Here is an 18,621-nt window from a genome sequence, read left to right as displayed (position 1 = left end):
CCTTCAAACTCCGGTTCCCAAAAACGGCGTTGCGAGCAGTGGAAAATATCAACGCCCGCTTCGGCCATCGGGTTTAGCCAGGAAGCCATTTCGTCTGGCGTGTTTGCCAATTTAACACCTAAATTTTGTTGTTTCCATTGCGATAAACGGATGATGATGGCAAAATCTTCGCCAACGGCAGCACGTACCGCTTTGACTATTTCTACCGCAAAACGGCTGCGTTCGGCAATGGTTTTTCCGCCAAAAGCATCGGTACGCTGGTTAAAAGCGTCCCAAAAAAACTGGTCTATCAAATACCCATGTGCACCATGCAGTTCAACCGAATCAAAACCTAAACGTTTGGCATCCGCAGCGGCGCTGGCATAAGCAGCAATCGTATCAGCAATGTCATTTTCGCTCATGGCCACACCGCCTTGTTTTCCTTCGGCCACAAAACCGGAAGGCCCTTCAAAAGGTGTTGACGGCAACCAGCTTCCTTGCGGTGCCATAATGCCCATGTGCCAAATTTGAGGTGCCATTGCCCCGCCTGCAGCATGTACTTCGTTGATTACTTTTTTCCATCCGGCCAAAGATTCTTCGCCATAAAAATGCGGGATATTGGGGTCGTTGGAAGAAGCAGGACGGTTGATTACGGTCCCTTCCGAAAGGATCAGCCCGGCTTCGCCTTCTGCACGGCGGCGGTAATAATCGGCCACGTTATCGCCCGGAATACCGTTTGGCGAGAAAGAACGCGTCATCGGTGCCATCACAATCCGGTTTTTCAGGTTTAATGATTTTAACTGGAAAGGACGAAAAAGGGTACCTAACTGGGAATAATTTTCTATCGCACTCATAAGTTATGTGTTATAACAGCCAAAGCTATCAAGCTAAAATGAAAAGCTGGTATCAGGATTGGATTTGTTGCTGCCGATTGACAGTTATCAATGAGGTTTACACTTTGCTGATGCTTACCAATTTTTTGCCGGTAAAAGAAGCACCAGGCGATGAATTTTATTTAAACCTAATCGCCTTTACCGGAGAAATGGAAGTAACCAGCATCGAAGGAATTAAAAGCACCAGCACACAAACCACCAGCGTGCCCAAGTTGAGTAGCAAAACATCCGACAGGTTGAGTTGGATGGGCACGAAAGTCATGTAATAAGAAGCTTGGTCTAACTTAAAAAGGTGCGTTTGGTGTTGCAAATAACTCAGGCCAACACCAAAAATATTGCCCAGCAGCAAGCCGGCGGCAATCAGGTACAAAGAATTTAACAGGAAAATTTGCTGGATGCGCCAGTTGTTTGCGCCCAAAGCTTTCAGCATTCCAATCATGCTCGTCCGTTCCAAAATCATGATCAGCAAAGCCGAGATCATGTTAATGACGGCCACAATCAACATCAAAATCAGGATCACCTGCGTGTTTACATCCAACAAACTGAGCCACTCAAAAATGGTTGGGTAAAATTCCTGTACGGTAAGCGATTTAAACTGAACCGGCAAAATGTTGCTCAGCGTTTCATTGGCTTGTTGCAATTTGTTAAAATTTGGGATCTGGATTTCATAGCCGCCAACTTCATTTCGCTTCCAATTGTTCAGCCTGCGGATCAGCGAAAGTGCGCCCATAACATACGTTTTGTCCACTTCTTCTACCCCAACATTAAAAATACCGATAATTTTAAACTTGCGTTTGCGCAAAGGCTGCTGCACGAAATACATCAAAAAATCATCGCCTACTTTCAGCTTCAACCGGTCGGCCGTAAACTGCGAAATCATGATTTGTTTTTCTGCCGCTGCCGAATCCTTTAAATTAAGCACGTGGCCGGATGCCATGTTTTTGTTGAAGAAATTCCAGTTGTACGTTTCGTCCACGCCTTTTAAAACCACGCCTTCTATCGCGTCGTTTGCTTTAATAATGGCCGGCTTGGTGGCAAAAGGCTGGATGTGCGTAAAAGCTTTGTTCTGAGCAACTTCGCGCAAAAAAGAAGGATCGGCAATGAACGGGGAGTTTTCGTAGGAAGAATTTAAATCGTACTTCACCACTTGGATATCGCCCGAAAAACCCCTTACTTTTTCGCGGATTTCCTGCTTAAAACCTTTTACAATGGCCAAGCTCAAAATCATCACGCCCAAACCCAGCATGATACCGGTGATGGCAATGCGGACGATCATTTTAGAAAACGTGCGCTTGCTGCGGAAAGAAATGCGGCTGGCGATAAAGGTGGCTATATTCAAACGGCGTGGTTTTGATTTTTTTATATCTGGCCAAATATGCAGTTTTATACCGGACATATTTTTGCAGACGTAAGCAGAAAACGCAGACTTGCCGGTTTTAGTTTTTTATTATTGCCGATACCAATTTTTATCCGATAAAAGAAGTATGGCCAAACAAACGATGATTAAACGGAAGAACCTTTTTCAAACCCAAAAAACCTTTGCCATATTTTGTGCGATACTGTTTTTATCGGCAAAATTTTGTTGTGCGCAAAACACAAATATCCAAACCGGTGCCGACCAAACCCAATTGTATTTGCCACTTCTAAAAGGCAAAAACGTGGGCATGGTGGTTAACCAAACTTCGGTCATCGGCAGTAAAAACGTTTCGAGTGTGGATAGTTTGCTGAAGCGCGGCATCAAAATCAAAAGGATTTTTGGCCCGGAGCATGGTTTTAGGGGAAATGCCAGCAACGGCGCCAAAGTTGGCGACGAAATGGATCCGAAAACCGGCATCAACATTGTTTCGCTTTATGGCGCGAAAAGGAAACCTTCCAAAGCTGACCTGGATTCTGTTGATGTGATGATTTTTGATATCCAGGATGTGGGCTGCCGTTTTTACACCAACATCAATACGTTGGGCGATGTGATGGAAGCTTGTGCCGAGTTTGGAAAAGAACTGATTATTCTCGACCGGCCAAACCCAAACGCTTATGTTGACGGGCCAATTTTGGATATGAAACTGAAGTCTGGCGTGGGCAAATATCCAATCCCAATTACGCACGGCATGACGATTGGCGAATTTGCAAAAATGATTAACGGCGAAGGCTGGCTGCCCAATAATGCGCAATGCAAAATCAAGGTAATCCCGGTTAAAAATTACAAACACGATATGGCTTATATTTTGCCGGTCAACCCTTCGCCAAATTTGAATACGCAGCAATCGGTTTTATTGTATCCTTCATTGTGTTTGTTTGAAGGAACAACCGTAAGCCAGGGCCGCGGAACTTACATGCCTTTTACGGTTCTTGGAAGCCCGTACTTAAAAGGAATTTATGATTTTACGTTTACGCCGGTTAGTATTTCCGGAAAATCTGAAACGCCTTTATTCCAAAACCAGGTTTGTTACGGTTTGGATTTAAGAAATTATAACACAGAAAGTTTGCGCAAAAGCGGAAAAATCAACCTGAAATGGATGATGGATTTGTTTAATGCTTACCCGGACAAAGCAAAGTTTTTTGATCGTAAACAAAGCAAACAGATTGGCAATATTGATTTTCTGGCTGGTGTTTCTGCTTTTAAAGAACAAATTTTAGCAGGAAAAACTGAGCAGGAAATCCGCCAAAGCTGGGAACCCGGTTTAAGCGAATATAAATTGATGCGGAAGAAATACCTGCTTTATAAATAGAAAATTGCAATGAAGATAATTTTTATGGGCACGCCGGAGTTTGCCGTGGCTTCGCTGGATGCCTTGCTGCAAGCCAAACAAGAAGTGGTTGCCGTAGTTACCGCGCCGGATAAACCGGCAGGACGCGGCAGACAGCTTTCGCAATCGGCGGTAAAGGAATTTGCCTTGCAAAAAAAGCTTCCCGTGCTTCAGCCTGAAAAATTGAAAAACCCGGAATTTTTGCAGGAACTGGAAAGCTTTAAAGCGGATTTGCAGGTGGTGGTTGCTTTCAGGATGCTGCCAGAAATGGTTTGGAAAATGCCGTCAAAAGGCACAATTAATTTACACGCCTCGCTCCTGCCGCAATACCGTGGCGCGGCACCAATTAATTGGGCGGTGATAAACGGCGAAAAGCAAACCGGCGTAAGTACGTTCTTTTTGAAGCAGGAAATTGATACCGGCGATTTGATTTTGACCGATCAAACCAGCATTTTGGAAACCGATACGGCCGGCAATGTACACGATAAACTGATGGTTATCGGCGCAAAACTATTGGTAAAAACAGTAGCGATGATTGAAAGCGGAAATTATCAGGAGGTTTCGCAAAAAGATTTGATCAAGAACGAAGAAGTCATAGAACTAAAACATGCGCCAAAAATTTTTAAGGAAGATTGCCAGATCAACTGGGCGCAGCCGGTAGAAAAAGTTTATGATTTTATCCGTGGTTTAAGCCCGTACCCAACTGCTTTTACGCATTTGAACAACAAGGTTTTAAAGGTTTTTTGGGCAGAAAAACAAGAAACCAATCCCGGGATTTCTGCAGGTGCTTTTTTAACCGATCATAAAACTTTTTTAAAATTTGCCTGCACTGATGGTTTTATCAACTTAAAAGAAGTACAACTGGAAGGCAAAAAACGGATGAAGGTTGATGAATTTTTACGCGGCATCAAGCTTTAAACCTCACTGATGCTTCTTTTACCGGCATAAATTGTGTGTTTAAATAAAAGCCGGACAAGTTTAATTTTGCTATGATTTAAATCGGGATAAAAAAATTTACATTATTAAGAAAATTTAAAACCTCTTACTATAAATGGTTGTTGTAAGAGTAATAAATCAAAAAATTAAACGATTATGAAAAAGTTAAGTTTGGCAATGTTTTTAGCCCTGTTTATGTGGGCGGTACAGGATGTATCCGCACAAACAGGAACAAGCGGTTCCGGCAGCAGTTCTACCGGCTCCGGCTCATCAGGCTCTGGTTCTACTTCTGGTATGCAATCTGAAAGCCAATCATCTGGCAGCCATTCAGGAAAATCTTCTAAAATGAGCAAATCACACAAAGGCTCTAAAAGCTCTATGAAAAAAGGTTCTTCCGGTATGTCTGGTTCAGGTTCTGGTATGTCAGGTTCCGGCTCTGGTTCTACTACTATGGGCTCAGGTAGTGCAGGTTCTGGCATGTCTGGTGCTGGTACTTCCGGCAGTGGTACAACCGGTTCACGTTCAGGCAGAAGCGGCAGAAGCAGTGGCTCTGGTTCTGGTACTTCCGGCAGTGGTTCCGGTTCTGGTAGCGGTACATCAGGTTCAGGCTCATCTGGTTCTGGTTCACCAAGAAAATAACTTTAAGGTATTTTTTTTGTCGAACAAAGGCCGCCTTGTAGCAACAAGACGGCCTTTGTTGTTTAATTCAAATGTATGTTTTAGCAAACTGATATTTAAGCAACAACTTCTACCAAACGTTCCATTACCAAGTTAAAGTTTGGCGTAGTGCTCCAATCAATTGTCCGGTGTTTCATTTGGTCTAATGGAGACCAGCGTTCCGGTTCGCCGTGCAAACTAATAACCACGCTTGGCGTACCATAAGCAGCCGCAATGTGCGAAACGCCGGTACAATTTGAAACCAAAGCAAAGGAATGTTTTATCAAAACAGCCACCGCGCCCAAAGTGGTTCTTCCGGTAAGGTTGTAGGCTTCATGTTGCATTTTTTGCATCACTTCTTCGGCCAAATGCGCTTCGTCTTTTGTGCCGGTAATCACGACATCAAAGCCATGCTCTTGGCAATAATCGGCCAAGGCGGCAAAATAAGCAGTTGGCCATTGCCGCTCAACACTGCGGGAACCGGGATGGATGCAAACGTATTTCTGCGGGATGATCTGTAAATTTAACTGGTCGAAAGCATCATAATCATAGCTGTTTAACGGGAACTCCAATTCTGTCCCAACAGCAGGAATACCCAAATGGTTCATCAGCAGTAAATGGCGTTGAATTTCGGGAATACCTTCGGGATATTTCAAAAACAATGGGCTTGGCCGGTAATCTTCTTCGCGGTAAAAACCAGCGGTATAAAAAGCGCCAAACAACTCCACCAAAGGGTTTACGATAGAGCCGTTCCCTTGCATCTGCAAGGCCAAATCAAATTTTTGCTGTTGGATTTCCTGCAAAAAAGCAGTTATTTTTTCAGGGACAACTTCCTGCTCCGGCAAACCCGGATAGCCTGGGAAAGCAATAAAAGCATCAAAATAATCCGGGAAACGCGTTAACAAACTTTCGGCCCAGGGCAAACCAATTAGAGTAATATGGGCATCAGGATAAGTGGTGCGCAAAGCGCGAAAAGCCGGGATTGAACAAAGCAAGTCGCCTAATTGCAAGGCGCGAAAAACAACAATTTTTTGGATTGGATGTGCAGAAAGCATAGCGGTTGAAATTGCTTGGTTAACCCTTTTGCTTAAATTATGTTTTATGTTGAAAGCCTTGATACTGTTTTTATGCCGATAAAAACAGTATCAAGGCTAAAAGAATTGTCGAAAACCCTAACTTATTGTTTTAGCTTGCCTTTATAAGTTTTTTTAAATTGCTGAAAACGCTGTTCCGATACATTCTGGATGTAAGGGTTATCGCCGTTGTGTTTTGCATAATTTTGGTGATATTCTTCGGCACGGTAAAAAGCAGTCAAAGGAGAAATCTGGGTAACGATGGCACGTTGGAACATCCCTGATTTTAAGGCATTTGTTTTAGCGGCTTCGGCCATGGCTTTTTCTGTCGGATTGGCATAAAATACAACCGAACGGTATTGCGTGCCTTCGTCCGGGCCTTGTTTATTTAAAGTAGTTGCATCGTGCGAAGCATAAAAAACTTTAAGCAGTTCGGCATAAGAAACTTTGGCCGGATTGTAATAAACCAAAACCGATTCGGCGTAACCAGTTGTTCCGGTGCGTACTTTTTCGTAAGTTGGGTTTGGTATGTTCCCTCCGGAATAACCCGAAATTACAGAATCCACCCCGGCCACATCTTCAAAAATTTCTTCGGAACACCAAAAACAACCTTCGGCAAAAGCGGCAATGGCTTTGCCTTTTGGCGCTACCAGGTTTATTTTCCGAACGCCGTCTTTTCCCGGGAGATCAGCAAATTTTAAATTAGAAGAAGAAGCTTGTCCGCAGGAAGCAAACAGCAAAGCGGCAAAAATAAGGTTTAGCATTTTAAAAGCGATTTTCATAGTGGCAAATTTACATTTGTAAAGATATACGCAGGAAAAAGCTTTTTGATATTTTACAGGATGAAAACTTGCAATCCTTTTACACTGAAAAGAGTAATTGACACAATAGTTTTATACCTATAAAAGAAGCATTATAACTTGCTTATCTCTTCTTCTGATAGCCCGGTCAGTTTAGCAATGTCAGTAACAGAAAGCCCCATTAGCTTAGCCGACTTTGCAATCTCGATCTTGCCTTCGATCTTGCCTTCGAGCTTACCTTCGAGTTTGCCTTCGATTTTGCCTTCGATTTTGCCGGCTAACTTGCCTTCAATCATGCCTGTTGACATACCTTCCGTCCTGCCTTCATCGTAAGCTGTTTGTTTGGCATAATCATAAACTGCTTTATTGTCCCTAAAAACTTTTAGGCTTGTTTCGTATTTGTCCAGTTCATCTTGTTTCATATTGGCAAGTTCTGCTTTCTCAAAAGCTTTGGTAAATACATTGTCTTTAAATATAGTTGGTATTTGCTGAAAATCTTCTAAATTTTTGATGAAGTAAAGCCATTTATCCAAACGCGTTTCCAGTTCATTTTCCTGCTTTGTAAAATTGGGCATCTCTAGGTATAGATAAGTTAACTTATTATAAAAGATTTTACCGTTCTGGTTTTTTAATTTGATGATATGAAGCACTTCACTGCGTTCCGGTTCTGTTTCATAATCATCAAAAGTAAAATCTAAAATACCAATACAATATACGGCTTTCAGGTTGTAGTTCCATTCCCCTTTCTCAGCTTGTTCCCTAATGGGGAATGTTGAATAATAAATTGTTCTTTCCCTAAAATAATTTTGTTTTGCTTTTTGAAGTTCTACAATAAACTTTTCGCCTTTATCGTTTTCGCAGTAAATATCGTAAATCGCTTTTCGGTCGAGATCTGTCAGCCCGAGCTGCTCTGTGTTTTTAAACGTTAAGTCAATTATTTCATTTTGCTCGGGCAAAAGTGCGTTCAGGAAATCAATGAGCAAAGGTTTACTTGCTTCTTCTCCGAATATCTTCTTAAAACCAAAATCCGTATAAGGGTTTATATATTTCGCTTTCATAGTTTTCCCGAAATCAAAATTATGAAAATTTAGGGTTTCGGGCAGACGTTACTTAATGCATCACTATTGCTATCTTCTGTTGTTACGCCTTTATCAATTCCTTTAACCGTTCCGTTTCGTAATCGGCCAGTTTTTGCAATTGGCCGCCTGCCAGCATTTTCATCATTATGTTCAGTTCGGCAGCAATGGTAAAAGAAGCTTGGGTCTGGGTTCCGGCCTCTTGCACTTCCCATTTCAACTGTAAGGGAAAAGGCGGGTTTTCGATGGCAGCAATCAAAATTTCAGAATTTGGCGTACGGTTGGTAATCTCCAAAACCAGCTTCGCCATATTTTGAATGTTAAAACGGGCTTCGTCTTTGGTTGATTTCCAATCGGTAATATTTTCGGGCATCAATTGGCGGTGGTTGTTCAAATCTGCCAAAAACTGGTAAACGGACGCCGCAGGTACACTTAAGGTAACTTTACTTTCAATCGTGGTCATAACAAAACTTTAATCCTTAACAATTCATTTTCCCCAATCAACAGGGTTTTCGCGCCATTGTTGTAAAACTGCAATTTGATTTTCGGTAATGTATTGGTTGGCAGCTGCATATTTAATTAAAGCCGAATAGTTGGACAACGTAGCGAAACGGCAACGTGCATTTTTAAAATTTTCGGTTGCCTCGTCCAAGCCATAAGTAAAAATAGCGGCCAAACCAGCCACATCGCCACCTGCGGCACGCAAAGCTTCAACCGCCTGCAAGCTGCTTTTGCCGGTCGAAATTAAATCTTCCACCACCACAATCCGTTGTCCGCGGTGCAGTTCGCCTTCTACTAAATTTCCGGTCCCGTGTTCTTTTGGTTTTGAGCGGACGTATAAAAACGGCATCCCCAATTCCTGCGCAATCAAAACACCTTGTGGGATGCCTGCCGTAGCCACACCTGCAATACAGCTTACGGCGCCAAACTCTTCCTGGATCATGGCCACCATTTGCTGGCGGATATAAGTGCGGATGGCAGGGTGCGAAAGTGTTAAACGGTTATCACAATAAATAGGTGATTTCCAGCCCGATGCCCAGGTAAAAGGTTTGTTGGGCTGTAGTTTAATGGCTTTGATCTGTAACAAAAATTCTGCAACCTGCTGTGCAGCCTCTAATTTATCAAACATGGCTGCCAGTTTTCGGGTTAAAAAAACAGTTTCGCTTTTTGTTGAAATTGTAACATTCGATTTCCGGAGAATTTGCTTTCCGTCGGGAAGGTTTAATCATATTTATCTATCAATTGTCGGCCTGGCATCTGGTTTTTTTAAATACCCGCGCAGCTTAACAAAGATAAAAATCTTAAAGGTTTTAGCGCAAGTTCAACGCATAAATTAATCGTAAAACTACTTTTTTTAATTTTTACAAGTCTGCTTTCTGCAAAATTCCGTTAGTTAATAATGTTAACAACTTGTGGATAACTTTGTTGACAACAATGGTAACCCTGATAAGCAGGCGTTCGTAAAAGGTGTTAATAAAACTAAAACAACATGGAAATTCAATCATTATTAAAAAAATTAAGCCAGGATATCGAAGAAAAAAACAGTTTGTTGAGCATGGCCGAATCCGAGCACCGCGAAACAAGCAATATTAAAGCAGAGCTTGAAGTTGCGATAGAAAATTACAGCACTATTTTTAGTGCGCTGCCGATGCTGATGTAGTTTATCAAATTATTTCTGATTATAGGTAAGGCTTGTGCCTGTTGGATTAAAACCAATGGGTGCAAGCTTTTTTTATTTTTGCATTTTTTTATCAATGCCAAAGTTTGTTTAAATATTTTTTGATGCTTCTTTTACCGCCTAAAAATCATTGTTGCTTGGTGGTTTTTGTACCGGCATAATATAGGGGCACACAATTTATGGGCATAAAAGAAGCATCAAACATTGTTAAGATAAAAATTTAAACAAGCCCTCAAAATATTTTTGCCGGTAAAATTTATTCCGTTATTTGGCAAAAGGTTTTTAAGGAGGTTTGAAGTGCATGCTTCTTTTATCCACTAAAAATTGTTGTTGTTTTTGGCAGACGAAAAAACCGGGAAAATACCGATCAGAAAACTGTTGGAAAAGATTTTATGCAAAACATAAGTTACCATATTTACATCAACGAGAAGCATTTGGTGGTTGCCGAAGCGGTGCCAAAAGGTTTACAAAACTATCAGGAATTGAACGTGGAAAAACCCGACCTGGGCCTGATCTACAAATCGGTTTCTAAAACCGATGGCAAGCAAACCTTTTTGTACCTGTGCAAAAATGCCAAAACAACGTTGAGGAAACTGTCTAAAAGTATCCGTTTGATTGAGGCGGCCGGTGGTTTGGTGAAAAACGAACGCAAAGAATACCTGGTGATTTTTAGGAACGGTTTGTGGGATTTGCCAAAAGGGAAAATTGAAGAAGGCGAAAAAACCAGGAAAGCCGCCGTGCGGGAAGTTGAGGAAGAATGCGGTATCAAGGTAAAAAAAATAGGACGGAAAATTTGCAAAACCTACCACGTTTACCGGCAGCGCAACGACGAACTGGCACTGAAAAAAACGCATTGGTACCGCATGAAAGCCGAAGGGCAGGATAAACTGAAACCGCAAAAGGAAGAAGGCATTACCAAAGCCTGCTGGTTTACGCGCGAAAAGTTTGCTATCCTTGCCAAAAACACTTATCCTTCTATTTTGGACGTGTTGGATACGATGGGTTTGATCAAAGAAAAGGAAGGGCCGCTTTAGGGATAAACTGGCTGACATCGCCGTTGTATTTTAAAATCTCTCGCACGATGGTAGAGCTAATGGAAGAATAACCAGGCTTGCTCACAATAAAGATGCTTTCAATTTCGGGTTCCAGCGCATGATTCATCTGCGCGATGGCTTTTTCGTATTCAAAATCAGAAACTGTACGGATTCCTCGGATCATGTAATTAGCGCCAATTTGCTTGCAAAACGCAACCGTCAAACCTTCGTAAGCAATTACTTCAACCTTCGGTTCATCTACAAAAACAGCTTTCAGCATTTGTTCGCGTTTTTCGGGCATCAGCAGTGGTTTTTTGGTGCTGTTCAACCCGATGCCAATATAAACTTTATCAAACAAGCTGATGGAACGTTGTAAAATATCAACGTGTGCTTTGGTAACCGGATCAAACGAACCTGGGAAAAGGGCTATTTTCATAAGTTAACAAATCGTATTTAATAAGCTTGAACCAAAACTTCTGTTGGGATTTTTAAGCCTTCATGCAATAACCGGATCATTTCTAAAGACAGCTTCCGCTTTCTATTTAAAATTTCACTTGCCCTACTTTTTAATCCAACCATTTTAGCCAGATCTTGTTGATTATATCCCATTTGTTCCATTCGGAATTTTATTGCTTCAATTGGGTCTGGCAAACCAATCGGGAAATGTTCATCTTCATATTTTTCGATTAAAATACTCAGCACTTCAAATTCATCACCTTCGACTGAATTTTTTTGCGCATCGAAAATTACTTCAAGCCTGTTTAAAGCTTCCTGATAATCCTGCTCGCTTTTAATTGGTTTAATATTCATGATAACTAAATTTTTGTTGCATCTATTTTATCACACGCTGTATGTGTGCCAATAAATCTAATCCAAACCGTTTGATACTCATAATTTATTTTAACTATAAGCCTATAACTATTTCCTTTTATATTAAATACAACACGATTATCTGCTAAAATACTTGCACTTGGATATTTAATTTTTAGATCAGTTGGACTACCAAACCTATTATTGTTGAATTCCTGATACCAGGATTTTAATTGCTGCATACAATCAGGATGCACTTCCCAAAATTCACGAAGTATTCTTTTTGAAATAACTCTCACTTATTAATACAAACATAATCAAAAGTTCCCGATTCGGGAATTCTTTTATAAAATGGATTTCACATACTTCTTTTATCCCTTAAAAAACGAAAACGCCGTATTGCCATAAACCCGTTTTTCGCTAAAATTGGGCTGGTTGCTTAGGTTTTGATAAGCCGGATGCTCGATAATCAGTAAACCATCAGGCACTAATAAATGCTTGGTAAAAACAGCATTGGGCAATTGCGGAATTTTATCCAAGTTGTAAGGTGGATCGGCAAAAATCAAATCGTATCGCTCGGTTTCCATTTCCAAAAACTTAAAAACATCGGCTTTAAAAACAGCGATTTCCGGGAGTTTGTGTTTGGCGGCCATGTCTTTTATGTAGAAAATACATAGCGCAGCGCGATCAACGGCAACTACTTTTTCGGCGTTCCGCGAAGCAAATTCCATCGCAATGTTGCCCGTTCCGCTAAATAAATCCAACACTTTTAAACCTTCAAAATCCAGTTGGTTGTTTAAAATATTGAACAATGCTTCTTTTGCCAAATCCGTTGTTGGCCTAACAGGCAAGTTGTTGGGCGGGTTTAACCGCAATCCTTTTAAGCGTCCTCCGATAATTCGCATCAACCTAAACCTAAAAAATTTGTAACCTGGTGTTGTTTCAAAGCGGTATGTTGCCTAAAATCAGCCAAATTAAACAAGTTTACTTTGCCAAAAAACTGTTGTAAATAGAGTTGTTGTTCGCTGCCTTCTTCTATCCTGCCGCACAAAATCAACGTTGTTTCCGCCGGTTTTAATTTTAATTGTTCCGCTACTAAAGCTGTGTAATAAACCAATTCGTCGAGATTCGAGCAATCAAACTGGTTATAAAAACGTATATTTTCTCCTTCGGGAAACAACAACTGCAAGCGGTTTTCATCTAAATACAAATATAAATTTTGCCCAAGAAGCTGTGTCTGCATTACCGCTTTGATCCAACCTTTTGGCGCAAATTCTATTTTTGGCGAATCGTATAGTGCAGTTATTTTATGGATGATTTCGGCAGGGGCGGTAAAAATAACGGTGTTTTGTCCGCTTTCCATTTGATCGGTCAAAATTACATTTGCTTCTTTTACCACTAAAAATTTGGTGTAGTCCAACAAATCTTCATTGGTAAAAACAGCATTCGGTATCAAACAAAAGCTTTGGGTTTCGATAGCAATATTTACTTTTTTGTAATTTGATGCAATTAATTCGGCAACTTCTTGCTGACGCCAAAGTTCGTCCAATTCGTTTCCGGTGCTTACCCGAACCAACCTTTGTGTAGCCGGATGACGAACAGCATAACCAAAATGATGTTGATTGATGATAACAAGCAATTCAAAATCAGCCGTATAAGCGGGATTAAAACCAGGATCTGAAAAGTTTATGGGGACAAAGTGCATCGGTAAACAAAAGTAAAAATTTTTGGCAATTGACTTTCAGCGTTTTTATTTCATTTTTGAGGAATATGAACGAAGATCTCATCCGAAAATCCTTTCCGCACACGCCAACTTTGCAGCAAATGGAACTGTTTAATTTGCTGCACCAGTTTTTAATAAGCACAGATGAAGATACTTGTTTCATTTTAAAAGGCTACGCCGGAACTGGGAAAACCACCGTGCTGGCCGCTTTGGTAAAACTGCTGAAAAACTACAATTACGCTTCGTTTTTGCTGGCACCTACCGGTCGTGCCGCAAAAGTGATGAGCAGTTATTCGGGCAAAAAAGCTTTCACCATCCACAAAAAAATATACCGTAAAAAGAGTGCCGTAACGCCGGATTTGAATTTTGCAACGGCGGATAATTTACACGAAGACACCTTGTTTATTGTGGATGAAGCTTCCATGATTTCGGATGAAAGCAACGGAAACGGCAGCAGTTTGCTGCATGATTTGGTCGAGTTTGTTTATAATTCGAGGAATTGCAAACTGCTGCTGATCGGCGATACGGCCCAACTTCCGCCGGTTGGTTCTGAGAACAGCGCGGCATTGGAACCGAAGTTATTGAAAGATATGTTCCGTCTCCGTGTTTTTAGTTATGAGCTGACGGAAGTGATGCGGCAAGAAAAAAATTCGGGTATTTTGGAAAACGTTACGGCTGTCCGGAATCTGATCCGGAAAGACGAAGCAGAATATCCGCAAATCATCACCAAAGGTTTTAAAGATATTTACCGGATGAACGGCGAACGGCTGGAAGAAGGTTTAAACTACGCTTACGGCAAATATGGATTGGAAAACACGCTCGTGATTTGCCGGTCCAACAAAAACGCCAACATTTATAACCAGCAGGTGCGCGCCCGGATTTTGTACCGGGAGGAAGAACTCACCGGCGGCGATTTTGTGATGGTGGTGCGCAACAACTATTTCTGGATGAAAGAACAGGAAGAAAGCAGCACCGATTTTATTGCCAACGGCGATATTGGGCAGATAAAAAGGGTACGCAACATCCGCGAAATGTATGGCTTCCAGTTTGCCGATGTGCAATTGGAATTTACCGATTATGCCGATGCTTTAACGTTGGATTGTACCGTGATGCTCAACACATTGTACACCGAAACGCCCAGTTTGTCGTACACGGAAAACCAGCGTTTTTATGAAGAAGTGATGAAGGATTATGAGCACTTGGCCAGCAGGCAAAAAAAGATGGAACAGCTCAAGGCAAACCCTTATTTTAATGCTTTGCAAATCAAATTTGCGTATGCCGTTACCTGCCACAAAGCGCAGGGCGGCCAGTGGGAAGCGGTTTTTGTAGATCAGGGTTATTTGACCGAAGAAATGCTGAACACCGATTTTTTGCGCTGGTTTTACACGGCCTGCACGCGGGCAACCAAAGAACTTTTCCTTATTAATTTTAACCAACGTTTTTATCAGGAAGCTTTGGCGGAGTAAAATTATAGTGGTAAAAGAAGCATCAGGATGAAGAAAAAACAACCTGCCCTTTTGTCGTATAAAATTAAAATCGAATGACAATTTTTCCTACTGCTTCAAGTTTTTATTTTTGGTAACGGATTTGTATAGAAGAAGATATGAACTTAAACAACTATACCATAAAAGCACAGGAAGCGATCCAGAAAGCATCTGAGATTACGACCGGAAACCAGCAGCAGGCGATTGAAAATGCGCATTTGCTGAAAGGCATGTTGCTGGTGGATGAGAACGTTGTGAACTATCTCTTAAAAAAAATCAACGTTAATACAAGCCGGCTTAATACTTCGTTGGACGAATTGATTGCCACTTATCCAAAAGTAAGCGGAAGCAATGTTTATTTGTCGTCCGACACCAACAGTACTTTGCAAAAAGCACTGGCTTATGTCAAAGAATTTAAAGACGAATTTGTATCGGTAGAGCATCTTTTGCTGGCAGTTTTAGCGGCGAAGGATAAAACAGCTTCTTTATTAAAAGATTTTGGCGCAACGGAAAAAGACCTGAAGAAAGCCATTACCGAACTGCGCGGCAACAATAAAGTAAACGATCAAAACGCGGAAGCAACTTATAATTCCTTAAATAAGTATGCCCGCAACTTAAACGAATATGCCGAATCCGGCAAGTTGGATCCGGTGATTGGCCGGGATGACGAGATCCGCAGGGTGATGCAAATTTTATCGCGCCGTACTAAAAACAACCCAATTTTAGTGGGCGAACCCGGCGTTGGCAAAACGGCCATTGCCGAAGGTATTGCCTTTCGGATTATTAAAAATGACGTTCCCGAAAACTTGAAAACCAAAACGGTTTATTCGTTGGATATGGGCGCATTGATTGCCGGTGCCAAATACAAAGGCGAGTTTGAAGAACGCTTAAAAGCAGTGGTAAAAGAAGTAACGCAAGCCGAAGGCGAGATCATTTTGTTTATTGATGAGATCCACACTTTGGTTGGTGCTGGCGGTGGCGAAGGCGCGATGGACGCAGCAAACATTTTAAAACCGGCTTTGGCCCGCGGCGAGTTAAGGGCAATTGGCGCAACAACGTTGAACGAGTACCAAAAATATTTTGAAAAAGACAAAGCGCTGGAACGGCGTTTTCAAAAAGTAACGGTGGACGAACCAGATACTGCCGATGCCATTTCGATTATGCGTGGCATCAAAGAAAAATACGAAGCGCACCACAAGGTTCGGATTAAAGACGAAGCGATTATTGCTGCGGTAGAAATGTCGCAGCGGTACATTTCCGATCGTTTTTTGCCAGACAAAGCCATAGATTTAATGGACGAAGCGGCTTCTAAATTGCGTATGGAAATGGATTCTGTTCCGCAAGTGGTTGACGAGCTGGAACGCCGCATTATGCAATTGGAAATTGAGCGCGAAGCCATTAAACGCGAAAACGACGAAAAACGAGTGAAAGAATTGAGCGAAGAAATTGCCAACCTTTCCAACGAACGCGATTCTGTCCGTGCCAAATGGCAAGGCGAAAAAGATTTGGTGGACAACGTAAACGCAAAGATTGAACAGATAGAAGACTTTAAACAGGAAGCCGAACAGGCCGAACGTGCAGGCGATTACGGTAAAGTAGCCGAACTGCGTTACGGAAAGATCAAAGAAACAGAAGCCGAAGTTGAAAAACTGAAAAAACAAATAGAAGACGAGCAAGGCGAAGGCCGGATGCTGAAAGAAGAAGTTACGGCCGATGATATTGCCGGCGTGGTTTCCCGCTGGACAGGTATCCCGGTTACCAAAATGATTCAAAGCGAACGCGAAAAATTGCTGCATTTAGAAGACGAACTGCACAAACGCGTTGCCGGTCAGGAAGAAGCTATTGAAGCGATTTCTGATGCCATCCGCCGTAGCCGCGCCGGTTTGCAAGACCAACGCAGGCCAATCGGTTCCTTTATTTTTTTGGGGACAACCGGTGTTGGTAAAACCGAGTTGGCAAAGGCTTTGGCCGAATATCTGTTCAATGATGAATCTGCTTTGGTTCGGATTGACATGAGCGAATACCAGGAACGCCATGCGGTTTCCCGCTTGATTGGCGCGCCTCCGGGCTATGTAGGTTATGATGAAGGCGGACAATTAACCGAAGCCGTTCGCCGCAAACCTTATAGTGTTGTGTTGCTGGACGAGATTGAAAAAGCGCATCCGGATGTATTCAACATTTTGTTACAGGTTTTGGATGACGGCCGATTGACCGATAACAAAGGCCGCGTGGTGAATTTTAAAAACACAATCATCATCATGACTTCCAACATTGGTTCCAACATCATTCAGGAAAACTTTACTTACTTGGATGAAGAAAACCACGATGAAGTGGTTGCCAAAACCAAAAACGAACTGTTTGAACTGTTGCGCAAAACCATCCGCCCGGAATTTTTAAACCGAATTGATGAGATCATCATGTTCCAACCATTAAGCCGAAACGAAATTGGTGATATTGTGAAACTGCAATTCAATCAGTTGCAACAAACTTTAGCAGAAATGGGAATCCATATTGAAGCTACCGATGCAGCTTTGGATTGGTTAGGCCAATTGGGTTACGATCCGCAATTTGGTGCACGTCCATTAAAACGTGTCATCCAAAAGAAAGTGCTGAACGAACTTTCCAAACAAATTTTGGCTGGCAAAGTAAACAAAGACAGCAACATTAAATTGGATGAATTTGACCACAACTTTGTGTTTTTGAATTCCTAAAAAAGTAGTGGTAAAAGAAGCATTGAAATTAAAAAGAGTTTACAGTAAAATGTAAACTCTTTTTTTGTTATGAGCTCTTTTGAAACTTGCCAATTCAAATCCTTATTACTTCAGTATCTTTTGAAAGTGGTTAAGCAACTTGAGGCTGCCAAAACACCTTTACTTCTTTTACATCAATTCGTTTGCGGGCTTTTGCCAAATCGTAATTTTCCTGAACATGCAACCAAAATTCGGGCGTTGTATTAAATGCTTTTGCCAAACGCAAAGCCATTTCCGGCGTAACACTTTGTTTGCCGTTAATAATTGCAGAAAGCGTTTTACGTGTGGTGCCTAAACCTTCGGCAACCTGGAGCACCGTTAGTTTTTGTCCGGTTTCTTCCCGGATACCGGCTAAAGTTTCTCTTATCAATTCTCCGGGGTGGGCCGGATTAAACATCGTCATTTTCATAGCTCAAATTAATGATAGTCCAAATAATCAACTTCCTGTACGTCTTCTCCAACAAATTGAAAAATAATGCGGAAGTTTTTATCAACCTTAATCGCACAACAACTTTTTAACTCTCCAGTTAATTGATGCAAACCATAACCCGGGACATTTAAATCGCCTAAAGTTTTTGCGGCTTCCAATCGCGTTAAGATTAACCTGATTTTGTTTACGTGTTGAGGTTATAATTTAGAAGCATCGCCCTTTTCAAAATACAACTTCAAACCTTTATGCCATATGCTTAAAATCATTAAACAAATGTAACGATAAAGGTGTAATTTGCAAACAAAGCATACTGGCAAAGTAAACAAAGACAGCAACATTAAATTGGATGAATTTGACCACAATTTTGTATTCTTTGAATTCTTAAAAAGTAGTGGTAAAAGAAGCATTGAAAAAGGAGTTTCCGGTAAAATGGAAACTCCTTTTTTGTTATGGATCCTTTCGAGACTGTCAAATCAAATCTTGATTATTATTTTGTTCCTAACCTGAGTTCGATTAATCAAAAGGCGGTCATCTGATTAGAGAAGACTGTTTGA

At 41.4% G+C, this 18,621-nt stretch carries 20 protein-coding genes and 1 pseudogene (1 of these 21 only partly in view); 7 read left to right on the top strand and 14 right to left on the bottom strand.

Going from position 1 to position 18,621, the window contains the following annotated elements; translation table 11 throughout:
- Together Q0192_RS11575 and Q0192_RS11570 are read right to left on the bottom strand one after the other, a co-directional pair.
- A protein-coding gene (locus Q0192_RS11575) for an NADH:flavin oxidoreductase (RefSeq protein ID WP_299289640.1) crosses the window boundary here: on the bottom strand, positions 1 to 833 show its 5' portion. Its footprint begins 277 nt before the window's first position; the window shows 833 of its 1,110 coding nt (coding positions 1-833); its start codon is at positions 831 to 833; the stop codon falls past the left edge of the window.
- Positions 834 to 990: 157 nt separating this feature from the next.
- Positions 991 to 2,211: an FtsX-like permease family protein gene (locus Q0192_RS11570; RefSeq protein WP_299289639.1), complete on the bottom strand. Its 1,221-nt coding sequence runs from the start codon at positions 2,209 to 2,211 to the stop codon at positions 991 to 993.
- Positions 2,212 to 2,356: 145 nt separating this feature from the next.
- Here Q0192_RS11570 and Q0192_RS11565 point away from each other — a divergent pair, with 145 nt between their 5' ends.
- The 3 genes from Q0192_RS11565 (at position 2,357) to Q0192_RS11555 (ending at position 5,191) form a co-directional block, all read left to right on the top strand.
- Positions 2,357 to 3,598: a DUF1343 domain-containing protein gene (locus Q0192_RS11565; RefSeq protein ID WP_299289638.1), complete on the top strand. Its 1,242-nt coding sequence runs from the start codon at positions 2,357 to 2,359 to the stop codon at positions 3,596 to 3,598.
- Between the two features lie 9 nt (positions 3,599 to 3,607).
- The gene (gene fmt, locus Q0192_RS11560; RefSeq protein WP_299289637.1) at positions 3,608 to 4,534 is read left to right on the top strand and encodes a methionyl-tRNA formyltransferase; all 927 of its coding nucleotides are present in this window, start codon (positions 3,608 to 3,610) and stop codon (positions 4,532 to 4,534) included.
- A 174-nt stretch (positions 4,535 to 4,708) separates the two neighbouring features.
- The gene (locus Q0192_RS11555; RefSeq protein WP_299289636.1) at positions 4,709 to 5,191 is read left to right on the top strand and encodes a hypothetical protein; all 483 of its coding nucleotides are present in this window, start codon (positions 4,709 to 4,711) and stop codon (positions 5,189 to 5,191) included.
- A 95-nt stretch (positions 5,192 to 5,286) separates the two neighbouring features.
- On the opposite strand, the gene Q0192_RS11550 is transcribed toward Q0192_RS11555, so the two are convergent.
- The 5 genes from Q0192_RS11550 to pyrE all read right to left on the bottom strand — a co-directional run bounded on the left by Q0192_RS11550 (position 5,287) and on the right by pyrE (position 9,287).
- Positions 5,287 to 6,264: a glycosyltransferase family 9 protein gene (locus tag Q0192_RS11550; protein ID WP_299289635.1), complete on the bottom strand. Its 978-nt coding sequence runs from the start codon at positions 6,262 to 6,264 to the stop codon at positions 5,287 to 5,289.
- A gap of 122 nt (positions 6,265 to 6,386) precedes the next feature.
- Entirely contained in the window at positions 6,387 to 7,064 is a 678-nt protein-coding gene (gene msrA, locus Q0192_RS11545; RefSeq protein WP_299289634.1) for a peptide-methionine (S)-S-oxide reductase MsrA, read from the bottom strand.
- Between the two features lie 131 nt (positions 7,065 to 7,195).
- Positions 7,196 to 8,140 carry an Rpn family recombination-promoting nuclease/putative transposase gene (locus Q0192_RS11540; protein ID WP_299289633.1) on the bottom strand — a complete coding sequence of 315 codons (945 nt, stop codon included), beginning with the start codon at positions 8,138 to 8,140 and terminating at the stop codon, positions 7,196 to 7,198.
- An 82-nt stretch (positions 8,141 to 8,222) separates the two neighbouring features.
- Positions 8,223 to 8,621: an SRPBCC family protein gene (locus Q0192_RS11535; RefSeq protein WP_299289632.1), complete on the bottom strand. Its 399-nt coding sequence runs from the start codon at positions 8,619 to 8,621 to the stop codon at positions 8,223 to 8,225.
- Positions 8,622 to 8,645: 24 nt separating this feature from the next.
- The gene (gene pyrE / locus Q0192_RS11530; RefSeq protein WP_299289631.1) at positions 8,646 to 9,287 is read right to left on the bottom strand and encodes an orotate phosphoribosyltransferase; all 642 of its coding nucleotides are present in this window, start codon (positions 9,285 to 9,287) and stop codon (positions 8,646 to 8,648) included.
- A 360-nt stretch (positions 9,288 to 9,647) separates the two neighbouring features.
- Between pyrE and Q0192_RS11525 the strand changes: the two genes are divergently transcribed.
- Both Q0192_RS11525 and Q0192_RS11520 read left to right on the top strand, forming a co-directional pair.
- Positions 9,648 to 9,818, top strand: a complete 171-nt coding sequence (locus tag Q0192_RS11525; protein ID WP_299289630.1) for a hypothetical protein — start codon at positions 9,648 to 9,650, stop codon at positions 9,816 to 9,818.
- Between the two features lie 410 nt (positions 9,819 to 10,228).
- Positions 10,229 to 10,870, top strand: coding sequence for an NUDIX domain-containing protein (locus Q0192_RS11520; RefSeq protein ID WP_299289629.1), 642 nt, complete (start codon positions 10,229 to 10,231; stop codon positions 10,868 to 10,870).
- Here Q0192_RS11520 and coaD read toward each other — a convergent pair.
- The 5 genes from coaD to Q0192_RS11495 all read right to left on the bottom strand — a co-directional run bounded on the left by coaD (position 10,845) and on the right by Q0192_RS11495 (position 13,385).
- Complete coding sequence (gene coaD / locus Q0192_RS11515; RefSeq protein WP_299289628.1) at positions 10,845 to 11,306, bottom strand: pantetheine-phosphate adenylyltransferase; 462 nt, start codon at positions 11,304 to 11,306, stop codon at positions 10,845 to 10,847. The two genes, Q0192_RS11520 and coaD, sit on opposite strands and share 26 nt — an antisense overlap.
- Before the next feature lie 17 nt (positions 11,307 to 11,323).
- A complete protein-coding gene (locus Q0192_RS11510) occupies positions 11,324 to 11,680 on the bottom strand; it encodes a helix-turn-helix domain-containing protein (protein ID WP_299289627.1) in 357 nt (118 codons plus the stop codon).
- 5 nt (positions 11,681 to 11,685) lie between these two features.
- Positions 11,686 to 11,979, bottom strand: a complete 294-nt coding sequence (locus Q0192_RS11505) for a type II toxin-antitoxin system HigB family toxin (protein ID WP_299289626.1) — start codon at positions 11,977 to 11,979, stop codon at positions 11,686 to 11,688.
- Between the two features lie 72 nt (positions 11,980 to 12,051).
- Positions 12,052 to 12,585: an RsmD family RNA methyltransferase gene (locus Q0192_RS11500; RefSeq protein WP_299289625.1), complete on the bottom strand. Its 534-nt coding sequence runs from the start codon at positions 12,583 to 12,585 to the stop codon at positions 12,052 to 12,054.
- Positions 12,585 to 13,385, bottom strand: coding sequence for a DUF3822 family protein (locus Q0192_RS11495; RefSeq protein ID WP_299289624.1), 801 nt, complete (start codon positions 13,383 to 13,385; stop codon positions 12,585 to 12,587). The genes Q0192_RS11500 and Q0192_RS11495 overlap by 1 nt, the downstream gene beginning before the upstream one ends.
- A 65-nt stretch (positions 13,386 to 13,450) precedes the next feature.
- Between Q0192_RS11495 and Q0192_RS11490 the strand changes: the two genes are divergently transcribed.
- Together Q0192_RS11490 and clpB are read left to right on the top strand one after the other, a co-directional pair.
- Positions 13,451 to 14,869, top strand: a complete 1,419-nt coding sequence (locus Q0192_RS11490; RefSeq protein ID WP_299289623.1) for an AAA family ATPase — start codon at positions 13,451 to 13,453, stop codon at positions 14,867 to 14,869.
- A 137-nt stretch (positions 14,870 to 15,006) separates the two neighbouring features.
- Positions 15,007 to 17,598: an ATP-dependent chaperone ClpB gene (gene clpB / locus Q0192_RS11485; RefSeq protein WP_299289622.1), complete on the top strand. Its 2,592-nt coding sequence runs from the start codon at positions 15,007 to 15,009 to the stop codon at positions 17,596 to 17,598.
- 130 nt (positions 17,599 to 17,728) lie between these two features.
- Here clpB and Q0192_RS11480 read toward each other — a convergent pair whose 3' ends face one another.
- Together Q0192_RS11480 and Q0192_RS11475 are read right to left on the bottom strand one after the other, a co-directional pair.
- Entirely contained in the window at positions 17,729 to 18,046 is a 318-nt protein-coding gene (locus tag Q0192_RS11480) for a HigA family addiction module antitoxin (RefSeq protein WP_299289621.1), read from the bottom strand.
- A gap of 8 nt (positions 18,047 to 18,054) precedes the next feature.
- Positions 18,055 to 18,249 (bottom strand): annotated as a pseudogene (locus Q0192_RS11475) (type II toxin-antitoxin system RelE/ParE family toxin); the annotation flags it as partial.
- Positions 18,250 to 18,621: the final 372 nt, after the last annotated feature.

Source organism: uncultured Mucilaginibacter sp. (genome assembly GCF_937859865.1).
GTDB lineage: Bacteria > Bacteroidota > Bacteroidia > Sphingobacteriales > Sphingobacteriaceae > Mucilaginibacter_A.
This window is presented reverse-complemented; position numbering and strand designations above follow the sequence as displayed.